At 64.5% G+C, this 22,665-nt stretch carries 12 protein-coding genes; 9 read left to right on the top strand and 3 right to left on the bottom strand.

Annotated features, from left to right (window positions below; all coding sequences use genetic code 11):
* Positions 1 to 76 precede the first annotated feature (76 nt).
* The 5 genes from J1N02_RS00375 to J1N02_RS00355 all read left to right on the top strand — a co-directional run bounded on the left by J1N02_RS00375 (position 77) and on the right by J1N02_RS00355 (position 6,305).
* A complete protein-coding gene (locus J1N02_RS00375) occupies positions 77 to 1,420 on the top strand; it encodes a 3-oxoacyl-ACP reductase (protein WP_421147042.1) in 1,344 nt (447 codons plus the stop codon).
* A 3-nt stretch (positions 1,421 to 1,423) separates the two neighbouring features.
* Positions 1,424 to 2,314 (top strand): MaoC/PaaZ C-terminal domain-containing protein, encoded by an 891-nt coding sequence (locus J1N02_RS00370; protein ID WP_092356806.1) that lies wholly within the window; start codon positions 1,424 to 1,426, stop codon positions 2,312 to 2,314.
* Positions 2,311 to 3,609: an acetyl-CoA C-acetyltransferase gene (locus J1N02_RS00365; protein ID WP_421147041.1), complete on the top strand. Its 1,299-nt coding sequence runs from the start codon at positions 2,311 to 2,313 to the stop codon at positions 3,607 to 3,609. Before J1N02_RS00370 ends, J1N02_RS00365 begins: the two co-directional genes overlap by 4 nt.
* 31 nt (positions 3,610 to 3,640) lie before the next feature.
* On the top strand, positions 3,641 to 5,344 hold the full coding sequence (locus J1N02_RS00360) for an AMP-binding protein (RefSeq protein WP_092356813.1): 1,704 nt from the start codon (positions 3,641 to 3,643) through the stop codon (positions 5,342 to 5,344).
* Between the two features lie 142 nt (positions 5,345 to 5,486).
* The gene (locus J1N02_RS00355; RefSeq protein WP_133822097.1) at positions 5,487 to 6,305 is read left to right on the top strand and encodes a hypothetical protein; all 819 of its coding nucleotides are present in this window, start codon (positions 5,487 to 5,489) and stop codon (positions 6,303 to 6,305) included.
* A 71-nt stretch (positions 6,306 to 6,376) separates the two neighbouring features.
* Here the strand turns inward: J1N02_RS00355 and J1N02_RS00350 are convergent, their stop codons facing one another.
* A complete protein-coding gene (locus tag J1N02_RS00350) occupies positions 6,377 to 7,492 on the bottom strand; it encodes a Gfo/Idh/MocA family protein (RefSeq protein WP_098479310.1) in 1,116 nt (371 codons plus the stop codon).
* A gap of 298 nt (positions 7,493 to 7,790) precedes the next feature.
* Between J1N02_RS00350 and J1N02_RS00345 the strand changes: the two genes are divergently transcribed.
* Positions 7,791 to 8,819 carry a WD40/YVTN/BNR-like repeat-containing protein gene (locus tag J1N02_RS00345; protein ID WP_421147070.1) on the top strand — a complete coding sequence of 343 codons (1,029 nt, stop codon included), beginning with the start codon at positions 7,791 to 7,793 and terminating at the stop codon, positions 8,817 to 8,819.
* 15 nt (positions 8,820 to 8,834) lie between these two features.
* The gene (locus tag J1N02_RS00340) at positions 8,835 to 11,210 is read left to right on the top strand and encodes an efflux RND transporter permease subunit (RefSeq protein ID WP_027608582.1); all 2,376 of its coding nucleotides are present in this window, start codon (positions 8,835 to 8,837) and stop codon (positions 11,208 to 11,210) included.
* Between the two features lie 191 nt (positions 11,211 to 11,401).
* Here the strand turns inward: J1N02_RS00340 and J1N02_RS00335 are convergent, their stop codons facing one another.
* A complete protein-coding gene (locus J1N02_RS00335; protein ID WP_421147040.1) occupies positions 11,402 to 16,057 on the bottom strand; it encodes a hypothetical protein in 4,656 nt (1,551 codons plus the stop codon).
* Positions 16,058 to 16,095: 38 nt separating this feature from the next.
* Complete coding sequence (locus J1N02_RS00330; protein ID WP_421147039.1) at positions 16,096 to 20,952, bottom strand: hypothetical protein; 4,857 nt, start codon at positions 20,950 to 20,952, stop codon at positions 16,096 to 16,098.
* 139 nt (positions 20,953 to 21,091) lie between these two features.
* On the opposite strand from J1N02_RS00330, the gene J1N02_RS00325 reads away from it, so the two are divergent.
* Both J1N02_RS00325 and J1N02_RS00320 read left to right on the top strand, forming a co-directional pair.
* Positions 21,092 to 21,382: a DUF5629 family protein gene (locus J1N02_RS00325; RefSeq protein WP_027608579.1), complete on the top strand. Its 291-nt coding sequence runs from the start codon at positions 21,092 to 21,094 to the stop codon at positions 21,380 to 21,382.
* On the top strand, positions 21,369 to 22,544 hold the full coding sequence (locus tag J1N02_RS00320; protein ID WP_027608578.1) for a lactonase family protein: 1,176 nt from the start codon (positions 21,369 to 21,371) through the stop codon (positions 22,542 to 22,544). Before J1N02_RS00325 ends, J1N02_RS00320 begins: the two co-directional genes overlap by 14 nt.
* Positions 22,545 to 22,665: the final 121 nt, after the last annotated feature.

Genomic DNA, 22,665 nt, shown 5'->3' with positions numbered 1-22,665 from the left:
ACCGCTATCGGGGGCAAGCCCCCTCCCACACAGACCGGGTTTACACGGCAAGTTTGTGTGGTGAGTGGATCTATCTATGAGTGACAGCTACCTATCGTTCGTCAATTCCCCCTGGGGCCGTCGCCTGGCCCAGGTGGTGGGCTTGCCCCAGCCCGTGCCGTTGCAGCGCCATCGCAGCGGTCAGCCAGGCCTGGCCAACCCGGTGATTGTCGCCGGGGCAGGGCGCCTGGCTGCGCAGGTGCAACAGGTGTTCAGCGCCACCGACACGGTCACCGCCACCCCGGCGACGCCCAAGGCGCCGTCCACGGTCAAGGTGCAGGGCGCAGTGTTCGATGCCAGCGACATAACCGGCCTGCAGCAACTGGACGAGCTCTATGAGTTCTTCCACGCCAACGCCAGGCGCCTGGGCCAACACGGCCGCGTTGTGGTGCTGGGCACCGCGCCGGAACACTGCACCGAGTTGCCCCAGGCCATCGCCCAGCGTGCGCTCGAAGGCCTGGTACGTTCATTGGCCAAGGAGTTGCGCCGGGCGATCACCGTGCAGTTGTTGTACGTGGCGCCGGGAGCGGAAGACGCACTGGACAGCAGCCTGCGTTTCTTCCTGTCGCGGCGTTCGGCCTATGTGTCGGGGCAGGTGGTGCGCCTGGAAAAACCGGTGGATGGGCAGGTCGCCGTCAATTGGGACAAACCCTTCGCCGGCCGCCGCGCGCTGGTCACCGGCGCTTCCCGAGGCATTGGCCTGGCCATCGCCCAGGTCCTGGCCCGCGAGGGCGCCCATGTGGTCTGCGTGGACGTGCCCCAGGCCCAGGACTCGCTGCAACAGGCGGCCGCGAGTGTGGACGGTTCGGCGCTGCCGTTGGACATCACGGCAGCGGACGCCGCTGCCCAGTTGCATGCCCATGTCGGCCAATACGGTGCCTTCGATGTGGTGGTGCACAACGCCGGGATCACCCGCGACAAGACCATCGCCAAGATGCCTGAAGCGGCCTGGCGCAGCGTGTTGGCGGTCAACCTTGAAGCGCCGTTGAACCTGAGCAATGCCTTGCTGGACAACCAGGGTTTGAATCCTGGAGCTCGCATCGTGTGCGTGTCGTCGATCTCCGGCATTGCCGGCAACCTCGGGCAAAGCAACTACGCCACCTCCAAGGCCGGCGTGATCGGCCTGGTGCAAGGCCTGGCCCCGCGTGCGGCGGCGCAACAGGTGACGGTGAATGCGGTAGCACCTGGATTTATCGAGACCCAGATGACCGCCAAGATCCCGCTGATGATTCGCGAGGCCGGGCGGCGCATGAACTCGATGTCCCAGGGCGGGCAGCCGATCGATGTGGCCGAAACCATTGCCTGGCTGGCGCACCCGGCGTCGGGCGGGGTCAACGGCCAGGTCGTGCGCGTGTGCGGCCAAAGCCTGCTGGGAGCCTGAGCCATGGACTACGTGACGCAGATCATCGACCCACCGCCATCACGCGCGCGCCTGTTGCTGGACGGCGTACGTGCCCTGCGCAAACCCAAGCTCGACGGCGCACCGCTGTTGCCCAGGGAGCGCCTGGTGCGCTCGGCGGTGGAATTGTCCGCTGCGGGCATTGCGGCTTACGGCCGTGCCTGTGGCTTTCGCCGCGAACAGGGCGTGCCGCTGTCGTACCCCCATGTGCTGGCGTTCCCCCTGCACCTGATGCTGCTGACCCGTCCGAGTTTCCCGTATCCGGCCAGCGGCATGGTGCACCTGGCCAACCGCATTCGGCAGCACCAGCGCCTGCAGGAAGGCCAGGCACTGCGCCTGGAAGTCTTTTGCGAACGCTGGGTGGCCCATGCCAAGGGCCAGGCGCTGAGCATCGCCACCCGGGCCTACAGCAGCGGCACCCTGGTGTGGGAAAGCGACAGCCTGTACCTGCGCCGCGAGGTGAAAGGTCCCGTCGGCGAGCCATGGGAGGACGCGCTGGCGTTGCAGGAGGAGGGCCTGTTACGCACCCAGCGCTGGATACTGCCTGCGGACCTGGGCCGGCGCTTCGCCACGGTCTCGGGGGATTTCAATCCGATCCACACCTCGCTGATCGGCGCCAGGCTCTTCGGCTTTCGCCGCGCCATCGCCCATGGCATGTGGACCCTCGGCCGCGCATTGGCCGCTCAACAACCCCCCGGGGGCCTGGGTCAGGCCGAAGCCCATTGCGACTTCAAGCTGCCGATCTTTCTGCCCGGCCAGGTCGCCCTGTGGCAACACCCCGTGAGCGGCCCGCGGCGCGAATTCGAAGTGCGCAATTTCGCCGGCGACAAACCGCATATGCGCGGGCTATTTGTCTGGAATGAGAGCCCTACATGAGTGACTACAGCTTCAACCCGGCCCCGACCCGCCGCGTGGCGATCATCGGCGGCAACCGCATTCCGTTTGCCCGTTCCAACACGGTGTACGCCCACGACAGCAATCAGGACCTGCTGGTGGCGGCGCTGCAAGGCCTGGTCGACCGTTACAACCTGCACGGCCAGCGCCTGGGCGAGTTTGCCGCCGGCGCGGTGATCAAGCATTCGCGGGATTTCAACCTGGCGCGTGAATCGCTGCTGTCGACCACCTTGTCCCCGCAGACCCCGGCCTACGATGTGCAGCAAGCCTGCGGCACCGGCCTGGAAGCGGCCTTGCTGGTGGCGAATAAGATCGCCCTCGGCCAGATCGACGTGGGCATCGCCGGTGGCGCCGACACCACCTCCGACGCGCCCATCGGCATCAATGAATCCCTGCGCCACACCTTGCTCGCGGCCAACCGCGCCAAGGGCATGGGCGACAAGGTGAAGGCACTGCTGAAGGTGCGTCCGTCGATGTTGTTCAAGCCGCTGTTGCCGCGTAATAGCGAGCCGCGTACCGGTTTGTCCATGGGCGAACATTGCGAAGCAATGGCCCAACGCTGGCAGATCAAGCGCCTGGCCCAGGACGAGTTGACCCTCACCAGCCACCAGCGCCTGGATGCCGCGTATCAGCGCGGTTTCTTCGACGACCTGATCAGCCCCCATCGCGGCCTGGCGCGGGACAACAACCTGCGCGCCGACGCCAGCCTGGAGAAACTCGCCGGCCTGTCCCCGGCCTACGACCGCCAGCACGGTACCCTCACGGCGGGCAACTCCACGCCACTGACGGATGGCGCCTCGGTGGTGCTGCTGGCCAGCGAAGATTGGGCGGCCGCCCATGGCTGGCCGGTGTTGGCCTACCTGCGCACGGGCGAGACGGCGGCGGTGAATTTTGTCGACGGCAGCGAGGGCCTGCTGATGGCGCCGGCCTACGCCGTACCGCGCATGCTCAAGCGCGAAGGGCTGAGTTTCGCCGACTTCGATTTCTTCGAGATCCACGAAGCCTTTGCCGCCCAGGTGCTGTGCACGCTCAAGGCCTGGGAAGACGCCGACTACTGCCGCGAACGGCTCGGCCTGGAGGCGCCGTTGGGGGCTATCGACCGCGCCAAAATGAACATCAACGGCGGTTCCCTCGGCTGCGGCCACCCGTTTGCCGCCACCGGTGGCCGGCAATTGGCGGCGCTGGCCAAGGCCATTCACGAGCGGGGCGGCGGTCGCGGCCTGATTTCCATCTGCGCGGCGGGCGGGCTGGGCATTACCGCTATCGTCGAAAAGTAGCCCCATCAAAAACAACAATAAGGAGACTGCCATGAACGCTATCAGCCTGGAACATACCGAACGGGTCTGGTTGAACGCTTACCTGCCCGGCGTCCCGGCGGACATCGATGCCGGTATCGAGGACTACCCGTCGTTGCGCGAGGTGTTCCTGGAGCACCTGGAGAAATTTCGCGAGCGGGTCGCCTACGTCAGCATCGGCACCGAAATGACCTACGCCGACTGGCAGGTGCAAGGCATTGCGTTCGCCGCCTGGCTGCAGGGCCAGGGCGTACAGAAGGGCGACCGCGTGGCGCTGATGATGCCCAACTGCTTGCAGTACCCGATCTGCCTGCTGGGCACGATCCTGGCCGGTGCGGTGGTGGTCAACGTCAACCCGTTGTACACCGCCCATGAGCTCAAGCACTTGCTCAAGGACAGCGGCGCTGAAACCGTGGTGATCTTCGAAAACTTCGCCCATACCCTGGAAAAAGTCATCGCCGGCAGCAGCGTCAAGCGCGTGGTGGTGGCCGCCATCGGTGATCTTCTTGGCAGCTTCAAGGGCGCGGCGATGAACTTCATCCTGCGTCGCGTGCAAAAGCAGGTGCCGGCGTTCAACCTGAGGGGCTCGGTGCGTTTCAACCAGGTGCTGAAACAGGGCCGCGCGCTCAACCACTTCCCGGTGGACATGCACCTCGACGACCTGGCCTTCCTGCAATACACCGGCGGCACCACCGGGGATGCCAAGGGCGTGATGCTCAGCCATCGCAATATCATCGCCAACCTGTTGCAGGCCAAGGCCTGGGTCGGCGACCAGCTGGACCAGGACAAGCAGGAAACCAACGTCACCCTGCTGCCGCTGTATCACATCTTTTCCCTGACGGTGAACTGCCTGATGTTCATGTGCCTGGGCGGGCGCAACATCCTCATCGCCAATCCGCGGGACGTGAAGCGGGTGCAGATGATCCTGCGCAAGGAGCGCTTCAATGGCATTGCCGGGGTCAATACGCTGTTCAACGGCTTGCTGGAGAATAAGGAGTTCTGCGCTCGGGACTTCTCCGACCTGCGCATGGTGATCGCCGGCGGCATGGCCACGCACACGGCGGTGGCCAAGCGCTGGAAGGACGTCACCGGCCTGCCGATCATCGAAGGCTACGGCCTCACCGAATGCTCGCCGGTGGTGAGCATCAGCCCGATCGACATTGCGCGCATGCGCGAAATGGAATTCACCGGCAGCATCGGCGTGCCGCTGCCGTCGACCTGGGTACGGTTTATGCGTGAAGACGGCGAGCTGGCCGATATCGGCGAGCAGGGCGAACTGCAGGTGCGCGGCCCACAGGTGATGCAGGGTTACTGGAAACGTCCGGACGCCACCGCCGAAGTGCTGGACGCCGAGGGATGGTTGTCGACCGGTGATATCGGGGTGATGGATGAACGCGGCTATATCCGCCTGGTGGACCGCAAGAAAGACATGATCCTGGTCTCGGGCTTCAACGTGTACCCCAATGAAATCGAAGACGTGGTGGCGCTGCACCCGGGCGTCGGCGAAGTGGCGGCCATCGGCGTGGAAGACGGCGTGACGGGGGAAAAGGTCAAGATCATCGTGGTGCGCAAGGACCCGAACCTGACCCAGGAACAGCTCCTCGCCCATTGCCGGGAATACCTGACGGGCTACAAGGTGCCCAGGTATGTGGAGTTTCGCACTACCGAGTTGCCTAAAACGACGGTGGGCAAAGTGTTGCGTCGAGCCTTGCGCTAGAAAGGCCGGAACTGATTCGGACAGGCTTGCCACATAAGGACTACTTGCAACCCAGCGTTATCGCTGTGTATCTGCGTCCTGGTGCGACGCTGGACAGGCAGGTGAACACTTTTTGGCCAAACCGGACTGGAGACATCAAACGATGTTGGCGCCTGCTCTTGATAAACCTGTTACTTCCTCACGCCTGGACCCGGAGGTGGATCAGGGCAATAGCTCTTCCCCAAAACCAACGGCGAATGCGTCCGCCACCCCGCAAAAGAGCGCCTCAATCAGCTTTCAGTCGAGTGACACCCCGCGGTCGGCAGCGTTTTACGCGAACGCGGGTACCGCCGGCTTCGAGGCGCGTGACCGTGCACAGCAGATCAAAGCAGGTTATTGGCCGGCGGGGGTTATGAGCAATTTCAAGCAGTTCGTCCGTCACTGCTTTGGCGCCCATCGCCCTCCAAGGCCCGACCCGTTCCCCTGCAAGCCCTGCTACGGTTTTGGTAGCAAGAGCAATGCGGACCTATCACGCATGCTGCTCGACAGGTTCGATGACTTCAAGGCACCCCATGGGATCATCACCAAGGACGGCCTGAAGAATATGGCCGGCAAACCGCTGACCGGCGATTATGACAAAGACCAGAATATCCGCCTGGCACGGGAACTGATGAGGCGTGGAGACCTGGTCGACGATATGGACCGTCACCATATCACCGGCGGGCTGGATAGCCTGATCGATCGAAACAACCTCAACATCACGATGTTTAAAAACCAGAATGACAAAGAGTTGGCCCGAGAGCTGATGCGTGATTTCGATCTGTTCAAGGACCCGCAGTGGCCCATCCACCTCAGCCTCGAAAAACTGCATGAAGTTGCCAACTGGACCGTTACCAGGCATCCCTACTTCGGTCGCCAGGCCTGGCTGGCGAAGGAACTCCTCAGGCGTCCCGACATGCTCGACAGGCTTCACTTCCGCTGATTGAGAGGTGTGCAGGTGATCTGAAAGTTGGGAGGGGGCTTGCCCCTCCCACAAGGGTTTTGCATTGCGCTTCAGAGCGAGTTTAGGTTGACCCAGCGCTCTTCACGGGCCGCCACACGAATCGCCGTCGCCAGCCGTTCCACCTCCCACGCCGCGTCAAAGTCGGTACCATCCGCGCCTTGCCCCGCCACGGCCATGATCAACTCCTGCACCTCCAGGGTCTTCAGCTCGTTGTACCCCAGTTGATGCCCCGCCGCCGGGCTGAATGCCGCGTAGCCGGGCAGGGCAGGACCTGCCAGCAGACGCTGGAAACCGTCCTGGCCGACACGGCACAGGCGCAGTTCATTCAAGCGCTCCTGATCGAACGCCAAGGTGCCCTTGGTGCCGCTGATCTCGAAACTCAGGTGGTTCTTGTAACCGTGCTTGAGCCAACTGCTGCTCACCGTGCCGCGCGCACCGTTGGCGAAGCGCAGCAGGGCGTGCACCTGGTCATCCACGGCGATGGCTTTCTGCTCGGCGCTGCCTTTGACGGCCGGGCGTTGGGCGTGGACGGTCTGGGTGTCGGCACACACGCCGGTCACATCGCCCACCAGGTAACGCGCCATCGACAGCAAGTGGCTGCCCAGGTCCGCCAGGGCGCCACCGGCATGCTCCACTTCACAGCGCCACGACCACGGTGACGCCGGGTCGGCCATGAAGTCTTCGCTGAACTCGCCCTGGAAGCTGATGATGTCGCCGAGGTCGCCCTCGGCAATCAGTTGCCGCGCCAGGCCGATCATCGGGTTGTGCTGGTAGTTGTAGCCGACCCGCGTCACCACCCCGGCTTCGCGGGCGGCCTGGCGCATGGCATCGGCCTGCTCCAGGCTGACCGCCAGGGGTTTTTCGCAGTACACCGCCTTGCCCGCTGCAATGGCCGCCATCGCCATGGGAAAGTGCAGGTGGTTCGGCGTGGTGATGGCCACCACATCCACGGCCGGGTCGTCGATCAGCGCCTGCCAGTCGCCGTGGGCCTGGGCAAACCCCCAGGCCGTGGCACAGCGCTGGGCGCGCTCGGTATCGGCATCGGCCAGGGCGGCCAGCTTGAGGTGTACCGGCAGTTCAAATACCGCCCGGGCATTGTTGAATGCCAGGGCGTGGGCGCGGCCCATGAAGCCTGTGCCGATCAAGCCGATTCCGAGTTCACGCATAGCCGTGGTCCTTTGGATTATTGTTTTCAGGAAGGCTATTAATGGAATAAAAATTCCTAAATTTCAATAGATGGAATAAAAATTCATTAATCAGCCTGGTTGATACCCGCCTATTCAGGCATGGCCAAACGCCGTCAGTTAACAAAAGATAACGTAGCACCGATTGTCAGACGATTCGAAAGCCCGATAGGATGGCCCCTGCTTCCTCCAGGCGCTCTAGATTGCAGGTTTCAGGGCCCGGGAAGGCGAGACGACCTAACAATAATAAATGGGAGAAAGGTCTATGAGTGAGCCTGTCATGGGTTGGGTTGTTTGCCGCCCACGCGCCGCACGCAGGGTTGCGTTGCTGGCCGCAGCGCTCTCGCTGTTTGGGACTGTCGCGTTGCCGACCGTTGTCCAGGCCGCCAGCGATAGCTCTTTTGCGATTGAATCCCTCAAGGCCGCCAAAGGCCTGATGATCGATGTCGTGCATGCCGGCAAGCGCCTGGTGGCGGTCGGTGATCGCGGGCACATCCTCTATTCCGATGACCAGGGCAGCACCTGGACCCAAGCCAAGGTCCCCACCCGGCAACTGCTCACGGCGGTGTATTTCGTCGATGACAAGCAGGGCTGGGCAGTCGGCCATGATGCGCAAATCCTCGCCAGCACCGACGGCGGTGCCACCTGGACCCAGCAGTATCAAGACCTCAAGCGTGAAGCGCCGTTGCTCGACGTGTGGTTCAACGATGCCCACCACGGCCTGGCCGTGGGCGCCTATGGGGCGCTGATCGAAACCACCGACGGCGGCAAGACCTGGGAAGACGTCAGCGACCGCCTCGACAATGAAGACCAGTTTCACCTCAACGCCATCGCCCGGATCAAGGACGCCGGCCTGTTTATCGTCGGCGAGCAGGGCAGCATGTTCCGCTCCAGCGACGACGGCCAGACCTGGGAAAAACTCGAAGGCCCCTACGAGGGCTCGCTGTTTGGCGTGATCAGCACCGCACAACCCCAAACCCTGCTGGCCTACGGCTTGCGCGGCAATCTTTACCGCTCCACGGATTTCGGCAGCACCTGGGAACAAGTCGAACTCAATGCCGCACGCGGGGCCCTGGAGTTCGGCCTGTCGGGGGCCACCTTGCTCGAAGACGGTTCGCTGGTGGTGGTCGGCAACGGCGGCAGCGTGGTGGTCAGCCATGACGACGGCCGGACCTTCAGCGTGTTCAATCGCCCCGATCGTATTTCATTGTCGGCCGTCACGGCGGCAGGCAACGGCAACTTGATTCTGGTCGGGCAGGGTGGTGTTCGCGTCGCCACACCCACTGGCGCCGAACCGACAAAACAATAAGAAGGCGGGGAACGCATGAGCAGTCATCACAACGATAAAGCGACCTTTCTTGAGCGCCTGATCTTCAATAACCGCCCGGCAGTCATCGTGATCTGCCTGCTGGTGAGCATTTTCCTGTTCTGGCAGGCGACGTTGATTCGCCCGTCCACCAGCTTTGAAAAGATGATCCCCCTCAAGCACCCCTTCATCGAAAAGATGATGGAACACCGCAACGACCTGGCCAACCTGGGCAACACGGTGCGTATCTCGGTGGAGGCCAAGGACGGTGACATCTTCACCAAGGAATACATGGAGACCCTGCGCCAGATCAACGACGAGGTGTTCTACATCTCCGGCGTCGACCGCTCGGGCCTTAAATCGCTGTGGAGCCCCAGCGTACGCTGGACCGAAGTCACCGAAGAAGGCTTCGCCGGCGGTGAAGTGATCCCGCAGAGCTACAACGGCTCGACGCAAAGCCTCGATCAACTGCGCAATAACGTGCTTAAGTCCGGCCAGGTCGGACGGCTGGTGGCCAACGATTTCAAGTCGAGTATCGTCGACATCCCGCTGCTGGAGTCCTACCCGGACCCGCAGGACCAGGGCAAGCTGCTGGCCCTGGATTACCGCAAGTTCTCCCATGAACTCGAAGACAAGATCCGCGACAAGTTCGAAGCCCAGAACCCCAACGTCAAGATCCACATCGTCGGCTTCGCCAAGAAGGTCGGCGACCTGATCGACGGCCTGGTGATGGTGGTGCTGTTCTTCGGCGTTGCCTTCGTCATCACCCTGGTTCTATTGCTGTGGTTCACCAACTGCCTGCGCAGCACCATCGCCGTGTTGAGCACCACACTGGTGGCGGTGGTCTGGCAACTCGGCCTGATGCACTTCTTCGGCTTCGGGCTGGACCCGTACTCGATGCTGGTGCCGTTCCTGATCTTCGCCATCGGGATTTCCCACGGTGTGCAGAAGATCAACGGTATCGCCCTGCAATCCAGCGAGGCGGACAACGCCTTGACGGCCGCGCGGCGCACCTTCCGGCAACTGTTCCTGCCGGGGATGATCGCGATCCTGGCGGATGCGGTGGGTTTCATTACCCTGCTGATTATCGATATCGGCGTGATCCGCGAACTGGCCATCGGCGCGTCCATCGGCGTGGCGGTGATCGTGTTCACCAACCTGATCCTGCTGCCGGTGGCGATTTCCTATGCGGGTATCAGCAAGCGGGCCATCGCCCGGAGCAAGAAGGACGCGCACCGAGAACATCCGTTCTGGCGCCTGCTGTCGAAATTCGCCAGCCCCAAAGTCGCGCCGGTCTCGGTCCTGCTCGCGCTGGTCGCCTTTGGCGGCGGCCTCTGGTACAGCCAGAACCTGAAGATCGGCGACCTCGACCAGGGCGCGCCGGAGCTGCGCCCGGACTCGCGCTACAACAAGGACAACAACTTCATCATCAGCAACTACTCCACCAGCTCCGACGTGCTGGTGGTGATGGTCAAGACCAAGGCCGAAGGTTGCTCGCGCTATGAAGCCATGGCGCCCATCGACCAGTTGATGTGGAAGATGCAGAACACCGAGGGCGTGCAGTCGGCCATCTCGCTGGTGACCGTGTCCAAGCAGATGATCAAGGGCATGAACGAGGGCAACCTGAAATGGGAAACCCTGTCGCGCAACCCCGACGTGTTGAACAACTCCATCGCCCGCGCCGACGGCCTGTACAACAACAATTGCTCCCTGGCGCCGGTGCTGGTGTTCCTCAATGACCACAAGGCCGAGACCCTCGACCGCGCGGTGCATGCGGTACAGGACTTCGCCAAGGAGAACAACAAGGACGGCCTGGAATTCATCCTTGCTGCCGGTAACGCCGGGATCGAGGCGGCCACCAACGAGGTGATCAAGGAATCGGAGCTGACCATCCTGATCCTGGTGTACCTGTGCGTGGCGACCATGTGCATGATCACCTTCCGCTCCTGGGCGGCGACCCTGTGCATCGTGCTGCCGCTGGTGCTGACCTCGGTGCTGGGCAACGCGCTGATGGCGTTCATGGGCATCGGCGTCAAGGTCGCGACCTTGCCGGTGGTGGCCCTGGGGGTGGGGATCGGCGTGGACTACGGCATCTACATCTACAGCCGCCTGGAAAGTTTCCTGCGTGCCGGTTTGCCGTTGCAGGAAGCCTATTACCAGACGCTCAAGTCCACCGGCAAGGCCGTGCTGTTTACCGGCCTGTGCCTGGCCATCGGCGTGTGCACCTGGATCTTCTCGGCGATCAAGTTCCAGGCCGACATGGGCCTGATGCTGACCTTCATGCTGCTGTGGAACATGTTCGGTGCGTTGTGGCTGCTGCCGGCGCTGGCACGCTTCCTGATCAAGCCCGAGAAGCTGGCGGGGCAGAAGGGTAACTCGTTGTTTGCCCACTGAGCCTGGCTAAAGAGCAGCGAGCGGGCTTGTCCCAATTCCAGGTAGGAGCGAGCTTGCTCGCGAAGCACTCAGGGCCATCGCGGTTATCGAGAATGAACGCGTTGCCTGGGCGTTTTTCGCGAGCAAGCTCGCTCCTACCTGGCATTGTGGCAAGTCCCCTCGCTACAACAAGCGGGCCTGCCACAGTCTTATCAGCGGGCCAGCGGCAGGAACCAGCGCTGCGCCAGCGCCTTGCCGATCAAGCCACGATGCACATCCACCACGGCCTGTGGGCTTTGGGCCCTGGCCAGTTGCGAGTAGTAACTGACCCGGCGCTGTTCGCGGGTCTTCAGGTGGGCGGCGGTGTAGGCCTGCTTGGGCGTGTCGGCTGCCGGGTAGTGGAAGTGGGCGTACCACAAGGGGTAGCCACCCTGGTCGTTGATTGCGTATTCCTGGACAAAGTCCCGGCGGTCGCCGATCAGTTGAATGCGTTCGCCCAGCAGCGCCATGTTCGCGCGCTTTTGCTCGATCAGGAATTCCAGGTTGCCGTGGGTGGGGGGGAGCTCCAGGCACAGTTGAATACGCAGGGCCAGGCCGCGCTCGCTCAGGCGTGCCGCCGCCTGGCGCATGTCACGCTCCAGGTTCTGGTCCGCGAGCGTGCGGGCCTCGGCCGATTGGGCCTGGATGGCCTGATGCAGTTCGGTCGCCAACTTGTCGTAGCGCACCGACTCATACTGCAGCACCTCCTGGACCTCTTCCGGATGCCTGGAGATTTTCTTGTATTGATCGCCGCGTTTCAGGTGCTCTTCCAGCATGCCCAGCAGTTTGCGCGCTTCCCCCTTGACCAGGCTCAGGCTGCGGGGAGCCGGCGCGGTAGGTGAGGGCGGCGACTCCTTGAACTCGATCCATTGTTCGCCCCGTTGCGAGTAGGTGCCCAGCACCTCGCCCGTGACTTCCGAGCGAACCTCCACGGTTTCCAGCGTGCCCAGCGGTTTGACCTCGCCGATAAAGGTGCCTTTTTTCGAGGTGCGGATGACCTTTTTCTGCGGTCTGCCCACCGCCGTCGGGCTGCGCCGGCTCGGGCGCGGGGCGGGCAGGGCAAGCGGCTTGATTTCGCTGGCCAACTGACTGGCGGCCTCCTCGTACAGCGCCTGCACCAGCTTGACCAGCTTGGCGAAATAGTCGCCATCGAACTCATCGGCGTTGACGATCCCAACCCCCTGCAACGAGTCCAGCCCCCGGCCATAGTGCTCCACCAGGCTTTCCAGCACGTTGACGCGTTCCTCTGCCGACAGTTCCAGGTCGTTCAGGTCGGCCTGGGTACGCAAGTGTTCCTGGAGCGGCTCGAGGATATCGATCAGCACCTCCACCAAGGGATGACCAGGGTGTTTATGGGTCATCAGTTCGTAGTTGCGCATCAGCAGGTCCTTGACGGCCAGCACGCTGATTTCCTGGGGGCGTTCCGCGGTCAGGCGAATGTAGTCTTCCGCGCTGGCAGTGCCGAGGTTGAACAGCTGCTCGAGGTAGCGATCGCGCAGTTCGAGCCAGCGCACCGAGCGCTCATTGATGGCAATCATTGCGCGAATGAACTGGCGGTAGGCCGGGAAATCGGTCAGCACCGCTTCGGCCAGGCGGCCGCCCTTGGTAGTGAAGTGAGGGTGGCTGCGGTAGAGCGCCGCGCGGTCTTTTTCGGCCACCACCACGTGTTTGCGCACGTTGTTGATGACATTTTCCAACAGGCTCGCCACCGACCGGGGCGGCAGGGCAATCCCCAGCCTGCTGCGTTCCGGCAGGCTGTCCAGTTGCTGCTGGTAGCCCTGGGTCTGTTCCTGCAGTGCGGTATCGAATCGTTGGCGACTGTCGGCGTGTTGCGCTTCGCTGAAGCGCGAGTCTTCGGCGGTTCTGGTCATCACCGCCAGGATCACGTCGAGCCGTCCCTGCATGGCCACCTGGCCCTGGATGAACTGTTCGAAACTCTTCTTCAGTTCGCTGATGCGTTGCGCCTGGCGCTGGCGTTCGGCGGCAATCCGTTTCGGCGGCATGCCGCCACGCAGTCGCAGGCGGGTGTCTACCGACCACTCCCCGTGGCCGTCGCTGCGCAAGTACGGGCCGTTGAGGCTGGCGTCGCCAGGCATCACCACGCGGATATCGCCTTCCGGCTCCAGGGCAACTTGCAGCCACTGGTTGTCCACCAGGGCATGCCAGCGGTTTTCGACGGGGTAAAGCCCCCGGCGCGGCCCGTTCAACACCGGTTGGGGCAGGGGCGTCGGGCGTGGGGTGCTGAAGCTGGCCAGGCGGCGGCGCTGGAGCGTGGTCAGGCGCGAGCGAGCCTGGGTAAAACTCAAGTCCAGTACGGTGTTGTCCACCCGCTCCAGCGCACCGGGCAGGATAACCGCGCCTTCGCGGATGGCGGGCGGGGGCGGTTGCGGCCACTGCTCGGCGACCCACGGGGCCAGGGGCGGGGGCAACGCTTGGTCCTTGAGCCCCGCCGCCAGCGCGGGGGGCGCGGCGGTGATCGCGGGCACGGCTTCGAACAACAGCAACCCCAGGTTGAGCAGCAGGTCGACGCTGGCCAGTTCGCGCGCTTGCGGGTCTTCGGAGGCCAGTGCCGGAATGTCCTCGCCCAGGCTGGCCATCAGGCCCCACAGCCAGCCGGTCAGCATGGCCGGCCCACGCAGCAGCGGAAGCAACAGGTTGCCGAACAACAGGCTGCTGCCTTCGCGCAGCACCTGCCAGCGGCTTTCGCTGTTGGACACCGATTCGCGGTTGGCCTGTTCGATCAGGGCCCGGGCGTGATCACTGTACAGGTACGTCATCAGGCGCCCGGTCACCAGGCACTGCTGCAACTCGTCATTGATGCCATCGGCGGCCAGGGTGGCCGGCGCTGGCCTGTGCAAGGGGGCAAACTCGTCGCCCTGGCCAAAGCGCAATGAGTGGGGCTCGCGGAACCCGCCATTGGCGTAGATCGGCCGGGCCCTGTCACTCAGCCAGGTCAATACGCTGTCCTGCAGCGGCCCGGTTTCGGCGATGGCCTCCAGCAGCGCCTCACGGCTGGCAAATTCCTGCAGCGCCTCGGCGTACAGCGGGCGATACAACACATGGGGGCCGCCGCCGATGTCCTGCGGCTCGATCAGGTACATGGCGCTGACCGTGTCCGGATGGGCGCCGGGTGCCGACAGCAGGGCCAGGTGACGGATCACCACCGGCTGCTGGTCGACCTTCTGGTTGGCGGCTTCGGGCTCCATCAGTGCCGCCACCAGGCGTGCGCCCCGGGCGCTCAGGCCGGCTTGCTGCTTGAGGGCCAATTCCAGGGCCAGCAACGGCAACTGCACGGCCTGTTGTTGGGCGAACAGGGTTTCGCGCCGGAGTGCCTCGGGGCTTTCCCCCAGCCAGTGGGCCTCCAGCAGCCGCGGGTAGTGCTGGCCGATGTCCACGCGCGCCACCGGGCCGTCGGCTCCCATCAGGTAGTCGGCGGTCAGCCAGGCCGGCAGGGGCAGGCCGTGGCGGTGGGTGAGGGTCACGCTGCCGCTGGGACGGCTGGACAAGTTGTCGATGGCCAGGTCGGTCAGGCTCATGCGTTCATGGCGAATGATCCCTGACGTACCTGGGTAGCCGGCGGCAATGGTGAAGGTCAGTTGCAGGTCATCGGGGTGCAAGGCGCCGACGGAAGGCAATGCGAGGGCCGAGCTGCCCAGGGTCACGGCATCCTGCTGCAAGGCCTGCAACAACGCCTTGACGGTGTAGGTGCGCAGGTCATCGATCTGGCTGAAGGCCGTACGCCCCGCCGCGCGCCGTTTGGCGCCGGCCATGGCGAGGGCGTAGCGCCGGTACGTGGCCTGGTCGTCGGCATCGGCGTCGCGCAGCCAGGCCGGCAGGTGCTGGCGCAGGGTGTCCAGGGTCTGGGGCGGGGCGGTTGGCGTGTCGCGGAAAAACCGCCCCGGGTCGGTGATCTCGGCGTACAGCGCCTGCCAGGTACTGAACGGCTGGCCGGTGGGCAGGCGCAGGTTGCCGAGGTCTTCGAGCTGGCGATCGAGGATCATCGACGCCTGGTGCTCGAAGATATCGCCATCGGGCTCGTAGCGTTGAATCAGGATGTCGTCGACCTGGTACTGGCGGCCCAGTCGCTGGCCACAGGCCTGGATCAGGGCGTCCATGCTCGGGAAAACCTCGGCGGTGTGCTGCGGGTCACACAGCACCACCGAGACCTTGCTGTTGACGGCACGAATCAATGCCAGCTGCGGCCCCATCCGTGTGACCGAGCGTTCGGCGTGGGTGAGGGTGGCTTGCAGGGCGTAGGCAAACACCGCATTCACCCCATGCCGCGCAAGGCGGGCCTCGCGGTCAGGGCAGTCGATCAATTGTTCCAGGGTTTCCCTGGCGGGTTGGTCCAGGCCGGCCTGGCCCAGGGCGCCGATGCGCAGGGTGTCCCGCAAGACGCCGGCCAGCCAGTGCCAGGGGCCGGTGTCCCAATACGCCGCCAGCGCATTCTGCAGGGCGATGGGCAGCGTTTGCGGCAGTTCGCCGACCTGCTTCGCGATGACCTGCATGTCGAGTTTTTCCTCGGTCAGGCCGGGCAGTTTCAGGCGTTTGGGTGGCTCGTCCGAAAGGTACCAGGGCGAGCCGTTGACCTCGCTGAAATCCAATGGCGCACCACTGGCCAGGGCATCGTGGACCACCGGCATAAAGGGTTGCAGCAGCCAGCCGCGGCGTTGTGGCCGGGCCAGGCGGGTGCGGCGCAGGTCCAGGCTGAGGCTGGGGTACGTGGCGCCGATGGCCGTGGCGAGTTGCTCGCGAATCACGGTTTCCAGCGCCGGGCGCTGGGTGAAGCGTGCGCTGACGGCGTGGGCAATAGGGTCAGGTAGTTGCATAAAAATCCTTTTCAGGCGATGCCATGCATGGCGGGGGTTCAGGCGGGCAGCAGGCTCAGGAACAGACGCTGATCCAGCGGTGCCGTGATCGGGTTGTACAGGTCGCGCACGATGCTTCGGTTATCTGCCCCGGCCTGGGCGATCAGGTCCCGGAGGGTGACAAAACGCTGTTCGGGGCGCTTGAGGTGGGCCGCCGTATAAGCGCCCGGCGGGCTGTCGGCCTGGCTGTAGTGAAAGTGCGCATACCACAGCACCGTGAGGCGGTTTTTCTCGCGCACGGCGAACTCCGACACATAGTCCTTGGCGGCGGTGCGTTGCGGGCCGTGGACCAGGCCGATGTCGACGGCGGCATGGGCGCGCAGGAATTCGATGTTTTCCTGGCGCGGGCGCTGGGCCTTGTAACCCTCGATGCAATGCTGGCGGCCTTGGGTGCGCAAATCCTCGGCGCGCAGGCGCAGGCGCTCGACGGTTTGGAGCACGTCCGGCTTGTCGGCCGCGTGGCTGGACAATTCTGTCGCGACGCTGTCGAGGCGCTCGGCCTGGTGCGCGAGCATGTCGTGCCAGTCACGCGGGTTGAGGTCATCGCGACGCGTCGGGTCGCTGAGTTTGCGTTTCTGGAAGTCGATGGAGCGCTCGATGGCCGGCACCTCTTCCAGCAATCGTTGCGCCTGTGCGCGCAGTGTGGACAGCGCCGGAGCCTGGGGTGGCTCGGCGGGACGGCTGGGCCTGGCCTCGACAATTTCCACCCAACCCTCGTTGGGGTGCTCCATAAAGCGCCCGCTGACCTGCTGGGTAATGGGGTTGCGGGTCACGATGGTGGGGAAGGGCTGGTCACGCTGCGCCGGCTCCAGGTCACCCACCAGGGGGCCCTTGTCCCGCGACTTGAACACCCGTTTGGTTCTTGACGGAGCCTGTACCGGTTTGAAGGCCCCCGGTTGCGGCGGCAGGAATTCATCTTCGCGCAGCAGCGCCGCCAGGTCGGCCTCGGCGCTGTCGCGCACGGTGTTCAACCGCTCGATCAGCAGCGGCATGTAGCGCGGGTGCGCCAGGGGCGAATCGAGTTCCAGCAGGCTCTGGTAAATCTGCAGGCGCCGGTTGTAGTGCCTGACCAGGTTGGTCAGCACCTCCTTGCGTTCGGTCGTGGTGAAACCTTCGGTGGTCAGCAGGTCCAGGTGGGAGTCTTCCAGGGCAGACAGGGAGGATTGCAGGTGCCCATGGCGCGCGAGGAAATAGTGCTCCTGCGGGGTGCTGGCCGGGATCGTCCGGTCGATGCTCAACTCGGTGAGCACATCCAGGGATTCGAGGGTGGCATTGAGGCGGTTGTAGAACCGGCGCTTGGGATGCCCGTTGAGGTAATTCAGGCGCTGGGCCGCGCCGGTTTTCAAGCGTGCGGCCATCGCCTCCAGGGTGTCCTCGATGGCAATCATCGCCTGGGCATGGCGCTCGGACACGGCAAAGTTGGTTTCCAGCAGGTCGTTGACATAGCTCAGCGCCTGCACATCCTGGGCGCTGCCTTGCAGCTCGATCAGCGATTCGCCCTGCTCGGACACAAACGTGGCCAGGTACAGGGACGACAACTGGCTGACGCGAATTTCATCGGTGGCCAGGATCGACTGATATTGCTCCACACATTGCCCTTCGTAGTCGAAGCGGCTGTCCACGGCTTTCATCCGCCCGTAGGCCTCGATCAAGGCGCGCCGTTGTTGCAGCAACTCGGCGGCGGCCGCATCGAAGCGCTCCTGAAACACCTGGAACCCGGCCCTGGCCCGGGAGCGCTGGGCGACGCTGGCGAGGTGCTCGGCCACCCGCGCCGGGTCGTCAGGTGCGCTGCGCAAGCGGGTGCGGGCCAGACCCAGGGCGTTATGGGCCTGCTCGAACTTCTGCCGGGCGGCATCCAGCACCTGGTCGATAGGCTGCAGGCGTTTGATCAGGCCGCTGACCTCATCACTGATGCGATTGATCTCCTCCGACGCTTGGGTGCGCTGCTGGTCGATGTGGGCCAGCTTGGCCTTGAGGCGGTTTTTCGGCCCGCCGCCGCGCAGTTTAAGACCCAGGTCCAGGCCCCATTGGCCCTGGGCATTGCGCACCAGCACGAAGCCTGGATGCTGCGGTTTCTGCGGATGGATCAGCCACACCTCACCCAGGTCCGCGGCGATGTTTACCCGAAACAGCAGGCCGCCCACCGAGGCATGCCATTGCTGGTCGATGCGATACAGCCCTTTGAACATGCCGGCGTCCAGCGGCTCGGGGGCCGGCACCGGCCATGGCACATGCAGTTCGCGCAGGGCTTCGAGCAGGCGCCGGCGGCTGGCGTCGCGGGCGTTGGAATGGACAAAGTCGACCAGGGTGCGGTCGCCGGCCGGCGGCTCTGCGGGCAGGCCCACCGGGCCCAGTTCCACTGGTGTGGCCGGACGGGGCGCAAGGCCTGGCGGGCGCTGCAGGGCCGCGAGGGTGGCCGGTAAGGCGGGCTCCGAGGGTAACTCGAGGGTCGGGTGTTGCCGGGGGGCCATGTGCAGCAGGATCAGGCCGATGTTGAGCAGCACGTCGACCCAGGCCAGTTCGCGGGCGGCGGCGTCGTCGCCGTGCAGGGCGGCCATATCGTGCCGCAGGCTGACCGCCAGTTGCACCATCCAGCCTGCAACCAGCGCCGGCCCGCGCAGCAGCGGCAAGAGCAGGGCGTTGAACAGCAGCCAGCCACCTTCGAGCAACACCGCCCAACGGCTTTCGGCATTGGACACCGCGTCGCGATCCGCCAGGTCCACCAGCGCCCGGGCGTTGCTGCCGTAGAGGTACTGGGTCAGGTTGCCGGTGGCCAGGCATTGCGCCAGGGAACCCTCGACTTCGCTGCCATTGAACTCCTGTACCAACTGCGCGGGCGGCGGCGCCGGCCACTGCACCGTGTCGTCGCCCTGGCCGAAGCGCAGGATATGCGGGCTGCGGAAGCCGCCGTGGCTGTAGATCGGTCGGGCCTTGTCGCTCATCCAGGCCAGCACGCTGTCTTGCAGTGCACCGGGCTGGGCGATGGCGTCGAACAGGGCCGCGCGGCTGGCGAATTGCTGCAACGCGTCAGAGTACAGCGGGCGATAGAGAATCGACGGCCCGGCGTCGATGTCACGGGGTTCGATGATAAACATGTTGCCGACGATATCCGGCACGGCAGCGGGCTTGCGGGCGAAGGCCAGCGGGCGCATCACGATGTCGAGGGTGTCGACCACGCGCCCCGCCGCGCTGGCGTGCAGCACCGCCTTGACGTAGCGATACCCCAGGAAGCTGAAGCCCTGTTGCCCGCGAATCGCCAGTTCCAGGGCCTGGTGCGGCAGTTGCACGGTCAGCGCCTGGCCGAACAGCGTCTCACGCCGGCGTACCTGCGGGTTGTCGCCCAGCAGCAGGTCGCGCAGCTGTTGCGGGTAGCGCCGGCCGATATCCACTTGGCGGATCAGGCCGGGCGTGCTGTGGAACAGGCCTTTTTCCCCGAGGATATAGTCCTCGGTCAGCCAGGCCGGGAGGGCGGCCCCGGAAGTGTCCTGCAGGGTCATGCGGCCGTGCGGCGCGGCGGCGAGGTTCTTGATCGCCAGCTCGGTCAGGCCCAGGGTCACCGGTGCCAGGTAACCGCTGTGCAGGTCACCCACCGGGACGTGGAAGGTCAGCCGCAGGTTGTCCGGTTCCACGCTGGCGCCAGGGTGGTCGCGGCGCATCTGCTCGCGCAGGGTGCGGGAGGCAAAGGCCGGCAGGCTCTCGACCCCGTCCAGGAACGACGCCCCGGCCTGCAGGCGTTGCAGGCGGGCCTGTTCCAACAGCCCTTGGCGATAGGCGAAACGCTGCTGGGCATTGGCGCTCTGCAGCCAGGCGGGCAACGCCGTCTGGATGGCGTCCTGATGTGTCGGGTCGGGTGCCGGCGCAGCGACAAAGGCGGCGCTGGGGTCTGTCGCCAGGGCAAAACGCTGCTCCAGGCTGCGCACGCCGTCGGAGGCGGGCAGGGCGATGGCTTCGAGGTCATCCAGTTGCTGGTTGAGCAACAGGGCGGCCTGGGTATCGAAGAGATTGCCATCGGGCTCGTAGCGCCTGACCACCACCTTGTCGACCTGCAACCGCTGGCTCAGGCGCTGGCCCCAGGCCTGGGTGAAGACCTCCAGTGAGGCGAATGGCTCGACGCTGCCCGACGCCTGGCACAGCAAGGCCTGGTGGCCTTGCACCAACAGCAGGTCGCTGCTCAGCAGGCGGGCTTCACGGCCGTGCCGGATCACACAGGCTTCCAGGCAGTAAGCATGCACAAAACCATTGGCCCCGGCCTGGCGTTCACGCCGGTCAGGCTGGCGGGTCACGCTGTCCAGCATGTTCCGAGGTGTGCCGGCGGGCAGCAGGCTGGCGCTGCTTTTGAGGGTGTCCGCCAGTAGATCGCCAAGCCATTGCCAGCGGCTGGAGCCGGTGTCGGCAGCGCCGTTCCAATAGGTGGCCAGGGCTTGCTGAAAAGCGATGGGCAGGGTGAAGGCCAGGTCCAGGATCAGCCGTTCGATCACCGCCATGTCCGGCTCGCGGGGGCCATTGGCCTCATAGGTCAAGCGCGAGGGCGGGCGCTGGGACAGGAAGCAGCGGCGTTGGTCGACCACCTGGGTCAGGTTCAGGGCCGTACCATTGCCCAAATGCTCGAGGACCACATCGGTCAAGCGCCTGAGGTCCCAGCCGCGCCGCTGGTTGGGGGTGGCCAGCTTGAGGGTGGGCAGGTCCAGGGGCAGTGCCGGGAACTGTTCCTGCAGGCGTTCGTGCAGGTGCCGTTCGACCACCTGGCGTAACGTCGGGCGTGTGGCGAACTGCTGGGTGACCGCGAGGGCCGGGGTGTTGCTGCGGTGGGCGAAGTGCAGCGGCCCTGTCGGCGGGGCGTTTGAAGTGTCTGGCATAGGAGATTCCATTCTGTGGGGAGTTCGCCCCCAGAATGGCAAGCGCCGGCCGCTGCCGTGCGGTAGCCCGCTATCGCGACACGACGGCGTGGCCGGATTGGCCTATCATCAGCGTTTTTTCCAGCGATGAATGAGCCTGATGACTGCCGCTTCCCTGCTTACTGAACTCCACACCAGCGACATGCTCGAAATCGATGGGCTGCATGCCTTTGATTTCAGCCTCGACGATCAACAGTTGCTGATCAAGAGCATGGACGGCCGGGCCGAGAAACGTTGGTCCTTCAGCCTGGTGCAGGTGCAGGCCGCAACCTTCGATGACGCCTTGCAAAGCTGGACCCTCACCGGTGATTCGGGCGAGCACCGCCTGGTGTGCATGGCCGCCTTCACCGGCAACAATAACGACGAGGAAGACGAGCATGATGATGCGTAAATTCTGGCCGCTGCTGATGGCCGGCAGTGTGGGTGCGATGTCGGTGCAGGCTGCACCGGCGGACACCTATGAGTTGCTGGTGGGCAGCTACACCGCCGGCTCCAGCGAAGGCATTTATCGCCTGCAATTCGACAGCCGCACCGGCCAGTTCCAAGGCAAGCCGGTACTGGCGGCGAAGTCCGCCAACCCTTCGTGGCTGACGGTCTCCAAAGACCAGAAGCACCTGTTTGTGGTCAATGAAAACGGCCCGGGCCAGCAAGACCCGGTCGGCCGCGTCAGCAGCTACCGCATCGACCCGAAGAATCATCAGCTCACCCTGGTCAATCAGGTGCAGAGCCTGGGCAACGAGCCGACCCATTCCAGCGTCGCGGCGGATGGGCGCTACCTGTTCGTCGCCAACTATTCGGTGCTGGAAGATCCGGGCGGCAGCCTGGCGGTGCTGCCGGTGGATGCCGAGGGCAAGCTGTCGGCACCGGTGCAGTTGAGTGCACACCCGGCCAGTCGCGTGAACCCTGAGCGCCAGGCCTCCAACCATGTGCATTCGGTGGTGTCGTCGCCGGATGGCAAGTACGTGTTTGTGCAGGACCTGGGGGCGGACAAGCTGTTCGCCTATCGCTACGACCCCAAGGCCAACCACGAGCTGCCGCTGACCCCGGCCGATCCGGCCTTTGTGCCACTGCCACCGGGCAGCGGCCCGCGTCACCTGTTGTTCAGCGCCGATGGCAAGCATGCCTGGCTGACCACCGAGATGAGCGCCCAGGTTGCGGTCTTCGATTACACCGATGGCAAGCTCAGCCAGACCCAACTGGTGGACTTCGCCGCCGGCCAACCGGTATCCGACAAGGCCGGCGCCGCACTGCACGCCTCCAGCGATGGCAAGTTCCTGTACGTGAGCAATCGCGGCACCGCCAACCAGATCATCGTATTTGGCGTGGACCCGGCCACCGCCCACCTCACGGAGCTGCAGCGCCGCAGCGTCGAAGGCGACCACCCGCGGGAGTTCAGCCTCGATCCGAGCGGCAAGTTCCTGCTGATCGCCAACCAGAAGAGCAACGAAATCGTGGTGGTCGAACGTGACCCCAAGACCGGCCTGCTGGGTAAAACCGTGCAGAAACTGCCGATCGATGCCCCCAGCGACCTCAAGTTCCTGGTGCGTCAATAAGCCACAGGCCCCGCCATGCGGGGCCTGACCCTTAGTATTAATTGTATTAATAGCGGCTACTGTTTCAAAGCATTTCTAAGGTTCAATCCTCGGGCGTAAGTTGGGTTCCAAGGCCTTCCCC

It is taken from the genome of Pseudomonas sp. NFX5 (assembly GCF_049132125.1).
GTDB lineage: Bacteria > Pseudomonadota > Gammaproteobacteria > Pseudomonadales > Pseudomonadaceae > Aquipseudomonas > Aquipseudomonas marginalis.
This window is presented reverse-complemented; position numbering and strand designations above follow the sequence as displayed.